A 12,459-nucleotide genomic window follows, 5' to 3' on the forward strand; every position below is an offset into this window, starting at 1 on the left:
GGCTGGCTTCTCCTACTGGGCCGATGCAGCAAGCGCCGCATCATAATTGGAAAGCAGATGATCAACCGCGGTTGCGGTGACATCCGTGATCAGGGTCGAGAACACGCCAAGCAGCAGCGTACCAATGATCAGGGGAATGAAGATCAGCCACTCCATCCGGTTGAGGTCGGTGATGGTCTCGAGCTTGGGGTTGGTGATCTCGCCGAAAACGACATCGCGATAGACCGTCAGCATGTACATCGCCGACAGGATCACGCCGACCGCCGCGCCGGTGGCGATCCACCAGCTGACCTGGAAGGCCCCGACCATGGTCATGATCTCGCCGACAAAGCCGGACGTGCCGGGCAGGCCGACATTGGCCATCGCAAACAGGCCGAAGATCGCGGCAAACACCGGCATCTTGTGGACCAGTCCGCCATAGAAGGCGATTTCGCGGGTATGCATGCGGTCATAGATGACGCCGACACACAAGAAGAGCGCGCCGGAGATCACGCCGTGCGAGATCATCTGGAAGATGGCGCCCTGCACGCCGGTCTCGTTCATCGCAAACAGGCCCATGGTGACAAAGCCCATATGGGCGACCGAGGAATAGGCGATCAGCTTCTTGATATCGGTCTGACGGAAAGCCACAAGGGATGTGTAGATGATGGCGATGATCGACAGCACGAAGACCATCGGCGCGAAATAGTCACTCGCCTCCGGGAACATTGGCAGCGAGAAACGCAGGAAGCCGTAACCGCCCAGTTTCAGCAACACGCCCGCAAGGATAACCGAACCCGCGGTCGGCGCCTGCACGTGCGCGTCGGGCAGCCAGGTATGGACTGGCCACATCGGCATCTTCACCGCGAAGGACGCGAAGAAGGCCAGCCACATCCACATCTGGGCGTTGCGGGCGAACTCGGTCTCCAGCAGCACGGTGACATCGGTCGTGCCGGCCTGCAGGAACATCGCGATCATGGCGACCAGCATCAGCACGGAGCCGAGCAGGGTATAGAGGAAGAATTTGAACGCCGCATAGACGCGGTTCTGCCCGCCCCAGACGCCGATGATGATGAACATCGGGATCAGGCCGCCTTCGAAGAAGATATAGAAAACCACCAGGTCGAGCGCACAGAACACGCCGATGACCATGGTTTCCAGCAACAGGAAGGCGATCATGTAGTCGGCGACACGGGTCTTGATCGCGCCGGAGGCCATGATGCAGATCGGCATGAGGAAGGCGGTCAGGACCACGAACAGGACGGACAGCCCGTCCACACCCATCCGGTAGCCGAGGCCGATTTGCTCGAGCCAGGTCACTTCGTGGACAAACTGGAATCCGGTCGCTTCGGCATCGAAATTGGCCAGCAGCAGGACCGACATGCCCAGCGTCACCATGGTCGCCAACCAGGCGACCCAGCGCGAATTGCGGTCGATCAGCGCCTGGTCGTCCGAGCGCGCAGTGAACCGGAAGATCGCTATGACCAGCGCGCCCAGCGCCGGAACAAAGGTCAGGATCGACAGGAAGGCTTCAAATTCGCCGAACATTTAAAGACCCCCTTGCCCGATCATGACCCAGAGCGTGAAGCCCAGGACGCCGATCAGCATGACGAATGCGTAGTGGTAGAGGAAACCGGACTGACCCTTGGCCAAGCGGCGCGCCGCGGCCAGCGTGGTGCCGGCCACACCATTGGGACCCAGCCCGTCGATCAGCTTCACATCGCCGATCTTCCAGAACAGGTCACCCAGCGCCTTGGCGCCGCGGACGAAGACGAAATGGTAGATCTCGTCGACATACCACTTGTTGTAGAGGAAGGAATGCATCGGACCGCCACGCGCCGCAATGCGCGCGCCCATGCCTTCATTGATCAGGTAGAACCAGATCGCGAGTCCAAAACCGATCAGCGTGGCAAAGAACGGCGACAGCAACACCCAGGTCGGCGGATGATGTCCGCCACCATGATCGCCCTCACCGGCTTCGCCATGCGCCTCGGTCGCCCCGTAAGCCGCGGCCGCACCGTGATTGTCGTCTGCTGTCGCATGTGAGTCGTCTGCAGCGTGGGTGTCCGCCACGGCATGCGCGTCACCATGATCGCCAGCGTCAGCGTAACCGGCAGCTTCGCCATGATCGCCCGCAACAGCCGGCCCATGTGAAGCGGCGGGAACCGCGTCATGCCAGAAGTGACCGGCATTCTCGCCGATGAAGTCCTTCTTGAAGATGCCGCCAGCGAATATCGCGCCGACTGCCAGCACGACCAACGGCATCGCCATCGCGAATTTCGGATCGTGGGCATGCTCGTACACGTCCTTGGGACCGCGGAACTTTCCGTGGAAGGTCATGAAGATCAGGCGCCAGGAATAGAAGCTGGTCAGCAGCGCTGCGACACAACCGATCCAGAACGCCGGAATACCGAAGAAGACCCCCTCGCGGCCGGCCATGAAGGCCCCCTCGATGATGGCGTCCTTGGAGAAGAAGCCAGCAAAGCCCAGATCCCACGGCAGCAGGCCCAGAACGCCGAAGGAGAAGCCGACACCGGTCAAAGCCACTGTACCGATGAGCATCATCAGCCAGGTCATCGGCATCATCTTGTACAGGCCGCCCATCTTGCGCATGTCCTGCTCGTCATGGACGCCGTGGATCACCGCGCCGGAACCGAGGAACAAGAGCGCCTTGAAGAAGGCGTGCGTGAACAGGTGGAACATGGCGGCGCCGTAAAGGCCCAGACCCGCGGCAAAGAACATGTAGCCGAGCTGAGAACAGGTCGAATAGGCGACCACGCGCTTGATATCGTTTTGGGCCACCCCGACCGTCGCTGCAAACAGCGCTGTGGTGGCACCGATCACGGTGACAAAAGCGGACGCCGCCTCGGCATCCTGGAAGATCGGGAAAGCCCGGCAGACCAGGAAGACGCCGGCGGTGACCATGGTGGCGGCGTGGATCAGGGCGGAGACCGGCGTCGGGCCTTCCATCGCGTCGGGCAGCCAGACATGCAGGAAAAACTGGGCTGATTTGCCCATCGCGCCAATGAACAGCAGGAAGGCGATCAGCTCGATGGCATTGAACTCCATTCCGGCAAAGGCCAGCACGGTGTCGACATGATCCGGGACCGCCGCAAAGACATCGTCAAAGCGTACGGAGCCGAAGACGTGGAAGATCGCCATGATGCCCAGCGCAAAGCCGAAATCGCCAACCCGGTTGGTCACGAAGGCCTTGATGGCCGCATCATTGGCCGACCGCTTCTTGTACCAGAAGCCGATCAGCAGATAGGAGGCCAGCCCCACGCCTTCCCAACCGAAGAAGAGCTGGAGGAAATTGTCGGCGGTCACCAGCGACAGCATCGCGAAGGTGAAGAGAGACAGGTAGGAGAAGAAGCGCGCCCGGTGCGGGTCGTGCTCCATATAGCCCCAAGAATAGATGTGCACGAGCGAGGAGACCGAAGTCACCACCACCAGCATCACCGCTGACAGGCTGTCCAGCTTGATCGCCCAGGAAACGTCGAACGCGCCGACGCTCATCCAGGTCGCCAGATGGATGGTCTGGGCATTGCCGCCATAGGTGACGTCGAAGAAGACGATCACCGACAGCACGAAGGACAGCACCACGAAGAAGGTGGTGACAATCTGCGCCGCGCGGTGGCCGACATGATTGCCGAGAAGACCGGCAAAGGCCGAAGCGATCAGCGGCCCGAAGACGATAATGGGTGCCATGATCCCCTAGCCCTTCATCAGGTTGACGCCCTCAACCGAGATATCACCCCGGTTGCGGAAGTAGACGACGAGAATGGCCAGACCGACCGCCGCCTCAGCGGCCGCCACGGTCAGGACGAAAAGCGCGAACACCTGCCCGGCCAGATCGCCGAGGAAGGCCGAGAAGGCCACCAGGTTGATGTTGACGGAGAGCAGGATCAGCTCGACCGACATCAATAGGATGATGACATTCTTGCGGTTCACGAAAATGCCGAAGACACCGATGGTGAAGAGCACACCGGCGACGGCGAGATAATGTCCCAGTCCGACGTCCATCATTCCCCAATCCCCTGTCCCGGCTTGATATCATGCATGGAGATCGCATCCTTGCGATCCCGGCCGACCTGCGCGCTGACGCTCTGGCGGCGCACACCCGGCTTGTGGCGCAGGGTCAGCACGATGGCGCCGATCATGGCGACCAGCAGCACGAGGCCCGCAGCCTGGAAGAAATAGACATACTGGTCGTAAATCACGAGACCGAGCGCCTCGACATTGGTCAGTCCGTCCGGGATGGCCGCATCGCGCAGCGCCATCGCCTGGTCAGAGGCCTGCCAGGTCATGCCGATCATGCCCAGCTCGACGGCCAGGATGAGGGCGACCAGCCCGCCCAACGGCAGATAGCTCAAAAAGCCCTGCTTCAGCTCGGTGAAATCGACATCCAGCATCATCACGACGAACAGGAACAGGACCGCGACCGCGCCGACATAGACAACGATCAACAACATGGCGAGGAATTCGGCGCCGAGCAGCACGAAGAGCCCGGCCGCCGAGAAGAAGGCCAGGATCAGGAACAAGACCGACCGCACCGGGTTGCGCGCAATGACGACCATCAAGGCCGACAAAATCGCCACTCCGGAAAAGGCCCAGAAAGCCAGGTTAGCGAGCATGGTGCCCTCGTCCTCTCAAATGCGTCCCAAAATCGCCCCCGACCGCATCAGCGGTAAGGCGCGTCGAGTTCCAGGTTCTTGGCAATTTCCCGTTCCCAGCGATCGCCGTTCTCGAGCAATTTTGCCTTGTCGTAGAAAAGTTCTTCGCGGGTTTCGGCGGCGAATTCGAAATTCGGGCCTTCCACGATTGCATCGACCGGGCATGCCTCCTGGCAATATCCGCAATAGATGCATTTGGTCATGTCGATGTCGTAGCGCGTGGTGCGGCGCGAGCCGTCACTGCGCGGCTCGGCCTCAATGGTGATCGCCTGGGCCGGACAGATCGCTTCGCACAGCTTGCAGGCGATGCAGCGTTCCTCGCCATTGGCATAGCGACGCAGGGCGTGCTGACCCCGAAAACGCGGGCTGAGCGGACCCTTCTCGAACGGGTAGTTCAGCGTTGCCTTCTTGGCGAAGAAATAGCGCATGCCCAGTCCGAAAGCGGACCAGAAGTCCATCAGGAGCGCGCCGCGCAAGGCTTGTTGAATGCGTCCCATGACTTACCCCTGAGGTCCGTAAACGACGGCAGCGCCGACCAGAGCGACCGCAGCCAGTGAGATGGGCAGGAAGATCTTCCAGCCCAGCCGCATCAGCTGGTCGTAGCGGTAGCGAGGCACCAGGGCCTTCACCATCGCGAACATGAAGAAGAAGAAGACGATCTTGGCGGCGAACCAGAAGAAATACCAGGCGTGCGAGGCCAGGTAGGGCCAGCCGGACACGTCCAGACCGAACGGGTCATTCCAGCCGCCAAAGAACAGGATCGCCGTCATCGCGCACATCAGCACGATGTTGAGATACTCGCCGACCATGAACAGCAGGTACGGCGTCGAGGAGTATTCGACCTGATAACCGGCCACCAGTTCCGACTCGGCCTCGGGCAGGTCAAACGGCGGACGGTTGGTCTCGGCCAGGGCCGAGATGAAGAAGATCACCGCCATCGGGATCATCACCAGGAACATCGGCATCGGCCAGGCGTGGAAGGACAGCACGTTCCAGTTCCAGAAACCGCCGCCCTGCATCTCGATGATCTCGGACAGGTTCATCGAGCCGGCAAACAAGAGCACGGTCACGATGATGAAGCCGATCGAGACTTCATAGGACACCATCTGCGCCGCCGAGCGCAGCGCCCCGAGGAAGGGGTATTTCGAGTTCGAGGCCCAGCCACCGATGATGATGCCATAGACACCCAGGGACGACATGGCGAACAGGTAAAGAATGCCGACATTGAGATCGGCAATCACCCAGCCCGGTGCGGCCGGAACCACGGCCCAGGTCACGAAGGCCAGGATCAGCGTGATCAGCGGTGCAAGCAGGTAAAGCGAACGATCCGCGCCGGCCGGGACGACGATTTCCTTGAACACGAATTTGAAGAAGTCGGCGAAGGACTGCAGCAGGCCGAAGGCGCCGACCACATTGGGGCCCTTGCGCATCTGCACGGCGGCCCAGACCTTGCGGTCCATCAGCAAGAGGAAGGCTAGCGAAATCAGCAGGACAACGGCAAAAGCCAGGATCTGCAGCACGGCAATGCCGAACCCGCCCCAGACACCGAATTGTTCGATGAAATCCGTCATCGCTTACTCCTCAGCCGGCAGGTTGGCGACAAGACCTGCGGCCTCGATCGCGGCGACCGCACAGTGTTCATCGTCTTCCGAGCTGGCACCCGAGACACCCACACCACCGATATGCGTTCCATCAATAGCGAGGATCGGCACACCGCCGCGCAACACGGCAATAGCGGGCGCGTGGGCGAGTACCGGATTCTCTGTCGCAAAGCCAGCGAGCGCACCGGTCGAGAAATTGATCCCCGCGGCGCTCTCGCCCTTCCACTGGGCGATCTGGATCGATGCCAGCGGGGCACCGTCCATGCGCAGGAATCCGATGAGGTCCACGCCCTGGTCATAAACCGCAATATTGACCCGAAGGTCGCGCTCGACCGCCCAGGCCTGGCAGGTCTCGATGATGGTCTGCGCCGACGCCGTATTGAGAACAACACGGCTATCCTGGGCAGCTACCGGAGCGCTGACCGCGAAAAGCGCCGCAAAGATGGTCAGGATACGTTGCATCATGCCCGCTACTCCGCAGCCATCTGGGCCGGACCAGACGCAAGAGCGGAGCATTCCGCCAGCGTCTTGGAGGCCCGGACGATGGGGTTGGTGAAGTAGAAATTCCGAACCGCCGGCACGAAATCGGTTGCCTCGACACCACCGGCAGCACCGGCCGCTTTGGCGTCATAGCCCTCACCGGCACCCGGTGCGTGATCGATTCCCGCGAGCACGGGAACATCGGCGAACAGCTTGTGGCGCAATTCGGTGAGGTTGTTGTAGGGCAGCGTCTTGCCCAGACGCTCGGACAGGGCCCGGAAGATCGCCCAGCCCTCTTTCGCATCGGCCTTCGGGAAGGTCGCGCGATAGGCCAGCTGGACCCGGCCTTCGGTATTGGCGAACAAGCCGTCCTGCTCGGTCCAGGCGGCGCTGGGCAGGATGAGATCGGCGCGGTGCGCACCGGCATCGCCATGGCTGCCAACATAGATCACAAAAGCGTCGCCGAACTGAGCCATGTCCAGCTCGTCAGCGCCCATCAGAACAACCGTGTCGAGCGGATTGGACTGCATGCCTGCCACATCATGACCGCCCTCACCCGGCACAAAGCCGAGATCGAGACCGGCAACGCGGCTCGCCGCCGTGTGCAGGATGGAGAGACCATTCCACTCGGCGCTGACAGCCCCGACCGCATCGGCGAGTTCACCGGCGGCGCGCAGCACCTGGGCGCCATCGGCGCGCGTCAGGGCGCCGGAACCAACCAGGATCAGCGGACGCTTGGCGTCCTTGAGCGTCTTGATGAAGCCGGAGCGCTTTTTCTTCAGGCCGGCGAGAACATCGGCCGACGTGCCGACATGCTCATAGGGGTAGGTCAGATCGACCGCTTCGCCGATCAGCCCGACCTGGGTGTCATTGTGCAGCCAGGTCTTGCGGATGCGGGCATTGAGCACGGCCGCTTCCTTGCGCGGATTGGCGCCGATGATGAGGATGGCGTCAGCCTCCTCAATCCCGGCAATGGTCGCGTTGAAGAGGTAATCCTCACGCGCGCCACCACCAACTTTGGCGCCGTCCTGGCGGCAATCGGTCGAGACCACGCCGAGCGCGTCGGCGAGATCCTTGGCGGCCTTCATTTCCTCGGCCGAGCAGAGATCCCCGGCAATCATGCCGATCTTGGAGGCGTCACCACCCAGCTTTTCAGCCGCGATGGTCAGCGCTTCGGGCCAATCGGTCGGACGCAGCTTGCCGTTTGTCCGGACATAAGCCTTGTCGAGACGTTGCCGGCCGAGGCCTTCCCAAGCATAGCGCGTCTTGTCGGAAATCCATTCCTCGTTCACGCCCTCATGGACGCGCGGCAGGATGCGCAGCACGGCGGAGCCGCGCGCGTCTACACGGATATTCGAGCCGAGTGCGTCCATCACATCAATGGTCTCGGTCTTCTTCAGCTCCCACGGGCGGGCGTTGAAGGCGTAGGGCTTGGAGGTCAGCGCACCGACCGGGCAGAGATCGATGACATTGCCGGACAGCTCGGACGTCACGGCGCTTTCCAGATAGGTGGTGATCTCGGCATCTTCACCGCGACCAATCATGCCGATCTCGGGCGAGCCGGCGACCTCGGTCACGAAGCGGACGCAGCGCGTGCACTGGATGCAGCGCGTCATCTCGGTGGCGATGATCGGACCCATTTCCTTGTCTTCAACCGCGCGCTTGTTCTCCGGGAAACGGGAACCGGTGCGGCCATAGACCAAGGACTGGTCCTGCAGGTCGCACTCACCGCCCTGGTCGCAGATCGGGCAATCGAGCGGGTGGTTGATGAGCAGGAACTCCATCACCCCTTCGCGGGCCTTCTTGACCAGCGGCGACAGCGTATTCATCGCCGGCGGCTCGCCATTCGGCCCGCCGCGCATGTCACGCACATTCATCGCACAGGAGGCAGCCGGTTTCGGCGCCCCGACGAGCTCAACGAGGCACATCCGGCAATTACCGGCGACCGACAGGCGCTCGTGATAGCAAAAGCGCGGAATTTCCCGGCCAGCCGCTTCAGCCGCCTGCAACAGCGTATAGGAAGTCGGAACCTCGATTTCCTCGCCGTCGATAATGATTTTGCGAAGGTCGTCGCTCATGCTGCGATCCCTGCTGTTATGGGCTTAGGTGCCCGAATCCAAAAAACTGTGCCCCAGGCGGCGCCTGCAATACTCAACAGCGCCGCTTTGTACCCCAGGCCATCCAACGCAAGCGACTGGCTGGAAATCAGATTAACCGCCTGAGCGAACAACATAACGACGATGAGATAAATCGCGGCGCCTGCGACAACATACTTCCACCACTTCAGCTCAACACCTTGTTTTCGCGCAATGTATGTCACCCCAAACCAGATAGGCCCGACCAGTAAAATGTTCGCCACGAGCGCCAACGGAACCGCCACCAGCAAAGAGGCAATCGCAGGTCCCTGGAGGTGAGGGCTGCCCTCTCCCAACATCGACAAGTAAACCAACGCAGCATCAGCAAATTCAACGATGCCTGCGGCAAGTATCGCCGCCAGAGCCGCCAGAACGTATGTGAGGAGAGTTCTCACGGTCCGCCCTACTCCGCTGCCACTTGCGAGACAAAGACAGGTTTGCCAGCGCGGTAATTGTTGATGCGGTCCTCGATCTCGGACCGGAAATGGCGGATCAGGCCCTGGACCGGCCAGGCGGCCGCGTCACCCAGGGCGCAGATCGTGTGACCTTCGACCTGACCGGCGACGTCGAGCAGCATGTCGATCTCTTCAATCGTCGACTCGCCGGCCGCCATGCGGGTCAAGACGCGCCACATCCAGCCAGTGCCTTCGCGGCACGGCGTGCACTGGCCGCAGCTTTCATGGCGGTAGAAGTAGGAGATGCGTGCGATCGCCTTCACCACGTCGGTGGACTTGTCCATGACGATGACCGCGGCGGTGCCCAGACCGGACTTGTGCGCCGAGAGCGCGTCGAAATCCATCAGCACGTCGTCGCAAATGTCTTTCGGCAGGAGCGAGACCGAGGAGCCGCCCGGAATGACGGCTTTGAGATTATCCCAACCGCCGCGCACACCGCCGGCATGGGTCTCGATGAGGGTCTTCATCGGGATCGACATGGCTTCTTCGACATTGCACGGATTGTTCACATGGCCGGAGATCGAGAAGATCTTGGTGCCGACATTGCGCTCGCGGCCAAAGCTGGCGAACCATTCGGCGCCGCGGCGCAGGATGGTGCCGGCGACGGCGATCGATTCCACATTGTTGACCGTGGTCGGGCAGCCATAAAGGCCGGCATTGGCCGGGAATGGCGGCTTGAGGCGCGGTTGGCCCTTCTTGCCTTCCAGGCTTTCCAAGAGGGCCGTCTCTTCGCCGCAGATATAGGCGCCGGCACCGTGATGGATATAGACGTGGAAGGGCCAGCCATGGATGTTGTCATCGCCGATCAGCTTGGCCTCATAGGCCTCCTCGACGGCCTTTTCCATGGCCAGGCGCTCGGTGACATATTCACCGCGCAGATAGATGTAGCAGGCATGGGCCTGCATGGAGAATGAAGCGATCAGGCAGCCTTCGATGAGAAGGTGCGGATCATGCCGCATGATCTCGCGGTCCTTGCAGGTGCCCGGCTCGGATTCGTCGGCATTGACGACGAGATAATGCGGGCGCGCGCCCACTTCCTTGGGCATGAAGGACCATTTCAGACCGGTCGGGAAACCGGCGCCACCACGGCCGCGCAGGCCGGAGGCTTTCATGTTGTCGATGATCCAGTCACGACCCTGCTGCAGGATCTCGGTGGTGCCATTCCAGCAGCCGCGCTGCTTGGCGCTTTCCAGCCCGGCATCATGATGTCCGAACAGATTGGTGAAGATCCGGTCTTTATCCTGGAGGAGTTGCGTCGCCATTTATCAGCCCTCCGCCTTGCCGGTATTCGGCAGCTTGATCTTCTTGGCGCGCGAACCGTCATAAAGCGACGGATCGGTGAGCACCTTGGTGCCGTGCGGCTCGGAGGCATTGCGCTCCGATTGAGGGCCGTATTTGATCTTTTTGCCCGCAGCGAGGTCGTCCATCAGGGCTTCCAGCTTGGCGCCGTCCAGATCCTCGATGTAATGGTCGCCATCGGGGTTGGCGAGCTGGACCATCGGGGCATTGGCGCAAGCGCCCATGCATTCAACTTCGATCCAGGTGAACTTGCCGTCAGCAGAAATCTCGTGCTGCTTGCCGATGCGCTTCTTGCACACATCGATCAGCTCATCCGAGCCGCGCAGCATGCAAGGCGTGGTACCGCAGACCTGGATCAGGTGTGTCCCGACCGGCTCCAAGTTGAACATGGTGTAGAAGGTCGCGACTTCGTAGACGCGGATATACGGCATCTCGAGACGGGTCGCGATGTCACGAATGGCGGGCTCTGAGACCCAGCCTTCCTGCTTTTGCGCAATCCACAGCATGGGAATGACCGCTGAGGCCTTTTTGACCTCGGGATATTTGGCCAGCCAGAACTTGATCTCGTCTTCGCTCTTCTTGTTGAAGGCAAAGCTCTCGGGCTGCTCTTTTGCGAGACGACGAACGCTCATCGGTCGATCTCCCCGAACACGACATCCAGCGAGCCGATGATCGCGGACACGTCGGCCAGCATGTGGCCCTTGCTCATGTAATCCATCGCCGCGAGGTGGGCGAAGCCCGGTGCGCGGATCTTCAGGCGGTAAGGCTTGTTCGAGCCGTCGGAGACGAGATAGACGCCGAATTCGCCCTTGGGCGCCTCGACGGCGACATAGACCTCACCCTCTTCCACCCGCACACCTTCGGTGTAGAGCTTGAAGTGCTGGATCAGCGCTTCCATCGAGCGCTTCATCTCGGCCCGGCGCGGCGGCGAGAACTTCGAGTCGGTGGCCAGCACCTCGCCCGCATTCTCGTCCTTCATGAGCCAGTCGCAGCACTGGATCATGATCTTCACGCTCTCGCGCATCTCTTCCATGCGGCACAGATAGCGGTCATAGCAATCGCCATTCTTGCCGACCGGAATGTCGAATTTCAGCTCGTCATAGACCGAATAGGGCTGCGAGCGGCGCAGGTCCCAAGCGAGGCCCGAGCCGCGCACCATGACGCCGGAGAAGCCCCAGGCCAGCACATCTTCCTTGGTCACAACGCCGATATCGACATTACGCTGCTTGAAAATGCGGTTTTCGGTCAGAAGGCTGTCGATATCGTCCAGCTTGGCCGGGAACTGGTCACACCAGGCACGGATGTCCTCGACCAGCTTCATCGGCAGGTCCTGATGGACCCCGCCCGGACGGAAATAATGGGCGTGCATGCGCGAGCCAGAGGCGCGCTCATAGAAGACCATCAGCTTTTCGCGCTCTTCAAAACCCCAGAGCGGCGGTGTCAGCGCGCCGACATCCATGGCCTGCGTGGTCACGTTCAGCAGGTGGTTGAGCACCCGACCGATCTCGCAATACAGCACCCGCACATATTCGCCGCGCTTGGGCACGGTGATGCCGGCCAGCTTTTCAGCGGCCATGCAGAAGGCGTGCTCCTGGTTCATCGGCGCGACATAGTCGAGACGGTCAAAATAGCCGATGCCCTGGAGATAGGTCTTGTGCTCCAGCAGCTTCTCGGTGCCGCGGTGCAGAAGGCCGATATGCGGGTCAACGCGCTCGACAACCTCGCCATCCAGCTCAAGCACCAGGCGCAGCACGCCGTGCGCAGCCGGATGTTGCGGGCCGAAATTGATGGTGAAATTACGCGGGGCCTCGGTGGCCTGGGTCATGTCATCAGCCAT

Annotated in this window: 12 protein-coding genes; all 12 read right to left on the reverse strand. The window is 61.3% G+C overall.

Annotated elements, in window-relative coordinates; translation table 11 throughout:
* Positions 1-12: 12 nt before the first annotated feature.
* From VOI18_RS05085 to VOI18_RS05140, 12 genes are read right to left on the reverse strand one after another with little or no spacing between them, the layout of a single operon-like run.
* A complete protein-coding gene (locus VOI18_RS05085; protein ID WP_323761329.1) occupies positions 13-1,527 on the reverse strand; it encodes an NADH-quinone oxidoreductase subunit M in 1,515 nt (504 codons plus the stop codon).
* A complete protein-coding gene (gene nuoL / locus VOI18_RS05090) occupies positions 1,528-3,687 on the reverse strand; it encodes an NADH-quinone oxidoreductase subunit L (RefSeq protein ID WP_323761330.1) in 2,160 nt (719 codons plus the stop codon).
* Between the two features lie 6 nt (positions 3,688-3,693).
* Positions 3,694-4,002, reverse strand: coding sequence for an NADH-quinone oxidoreductase subunit NuoK (gene nuoK / locus VOI18_RS05095; RefSeq protein WP_121210232.1), 309 nt, complete (start codon positions 4,000-4,002; stop codon positions 3,694-3,696).
* Entirely contained in the window at positions 4,002-4,613 is a 612-nt protein-coding gene (locus tag VOI18_RS05100) for an NADH-quinone oxidoreductase subunit J (RefSeq protein WP_323761331.1), read from the reverse strand. The genes nuoK and VOI18_RS05100 overlap by 1 nt, the downstream gene beginning before the upstream one ends.
* A gap of 47 nt (positions 4,614-4,660) precedes the next feature.
* Positions 4,661-5,149 carry an NADH-quinone oxidoreductase subunit NuoI gene (gene nuoI, locus VOI18_RS05105; RefSeq protein WP_323761332.1) on the reverse strand — a complete coding sequence of 163 codons (489 nt, stop codon included), beginning with the start codon at positions 5,147-5,149 and terminating at the stop codon, positions 4,661-4,663.
* 3 nt (positions 5,150-5,152) lie between these two features.
* A complete protein-coding gene (gene nuoH, locus VOI18_RS05110) occupies positions 5,153-6,223 on the reverse strand; it encodes an NADH-quinone oxidoreductase subunit NuoH (protein WP_011643301.1) in 1,071 nt (356 codons plus the stop codon).
* Positions 6,224-6,226: 3 nt separating this feature from the next.
* Positions 6,227-6,718, reverse strand: coding sequence for a heme-binding protein (locus VOI18_RS05115; protein WP_323761333.1), 492 nt, complete (start codon positions 6,716-6,718; stop codon positions 6,227-6,229).
* 5 nt (positions 6,719-6,723) lie between these two features.
* Positions 6,724-8,811, reverse strand: coding sequence for an NADH-quinone oxidoreductase subunit NuoG (nuoG, locus tag VOI18_RS05120; protein ID WP_323761334.1), 2,088 nt, complete (start codon positions 8,809-8,811; stop codon positions 6,724-6,726).
* A complete protein-coding gene (locus tag VOI18_RS05125) occupies positions 8,808-9,263 on the reverse strand; it encodes a hypothetical protein (RefSeq protein WP_323761335.1) in 456 nt (151 codons plus the stop codon). Before VOI18_RS05125 ends, nuoG begins: the two co-directional genes overlap by 4 nt.
* A gap of 8 nt (positions 9,264-9,271) precedes the next feature.
* Positions 9,272-10,585 carry an NADH-quinone oxidoreductase subunit NuoF gene (nuoF, locus tag VOI18_RS05130; protein WP_323761336.1) on the reverse strand — a complete coding sequence of 438 codons (1,314 nt, stop codon included), beginning with the start codon at positions 10,583-10,585 and terminating at the stop codon, positions 9,272-9,274.
* A gap of 3 nt (positions 10,586-10,588) precedes the next feature.
* Positions 10,589-11,254, reverse strand: a complete 666-nt coding sequence (gene nuoE / locus VOI18_RS05135; RefSeq protein ID WP_323761337.1) for an NADH-quinone oxidoreductase subunit NuoE — start codon at positions 11,252-11,254, stop codon at positions 10,589-10,591.
* Positions 11,251-12,447: an NADH-quinone oxidoreductase subunit D gene (locus VOI18_RS05140; protein WP_416374865.1), complete on the reverse strand. Its 1,197-nt coding sequence runs from the start codon at positions 12,445-12,447 to the stop codon at positions 11,251-11,253. Before VOI18_RS05140 ends, nuoE begins: the two co-directional genes overlap by 4 nt.
* Between the last annotated feature and the right edge of the window lie 12 nt (positions 12,448-12,459).

It is taken from the genome of Maricaulis sp., assembly GCF_034670125.1.
In the GTDB taxonomy this organism is placed as follows: Bacteria; Pseudomonadota; Alphaproteobacteria; order Caulobacterales; family Maricaulaceae; genus Maricaulis.

Bases quoted from the DNA above. Each gene is read 5' to 3' on its own strand.
- nuoF (WP_323761336.1), bottom strand. From the start codon at position 10,585: ATGGCGACGCAACTCCTCCAGGATAAAGACCGGATCTTCACCAATCTG.
- nuoH (WP_011643301.1), bottom strand. From the start codon at position 6,223: ATGACGGATTTCATCGAACAATTCGGTGTCTGGGGCGGGTTCGGCATT.
- nuoE (WP_323761337.1), bottom strand. From the start codon at position 11,254: ATGAGCGTTCGTCGTCTCGCAAAAGAGCAGCCCGAGAGCTTTGCCTTC.
- VOI18_RS05115 (WP_323761333.1), bottom strand. From the start codon at position 6,718: ATGATGCAACGTATCCTGACCATCTTTGCGGCGCTTTTCGCGGTCAGC.
- VOI18_RS05100 (WP_323761331.1), bottom strand. From the start codon at position 4,613: ATGCTCGCTAACCTGGCTTTCTGGGCCTTTTCCGGAGTGGCGATTTTG.
- VOI18_RS05085 (WP_323761329.1), bottom strand. From the start codon at position 1,527: ATGTTCGGCGAATTTGAAGCCTTCCTGTCGATCCTGACCTTTGTTCCG.
- nuoL (WP_323761330.1), bottom strand. From the start codon at position 3,687: ATGGCACCCATTATCGTCTTCGGGCCGCTGATCGCTTCGGCCTTTGCC.
- VOI18_RS05140 (WP_416374865.1), bottom strand. From the start codon at position 12,447: ATGACCCAGGCCACCGAGGCCCCGCGTAATTTCACCATCAATTTCGGC.
- nuoK (WP_121210232.1), bottom strand. From the start codon at position 4,002: ATGGACGTCGGACTGGGACATTATCTCGCCGTCGCCGGTGTGCTCTTC.
- nuoG (WP_323761334.1), bottom strand. From the start codon at position 8,811: ATGAGCGACGACCTTCGCAAAATCATTATCGACGGCGAGGAAATCGAG.
- nuoI (WP_323761332.1), bottom strand. From the start codon at position 5,149: ATGGGACGCATTCAACAAGCCTTGCGCGGCGCGCTCCTGATGGACTTC.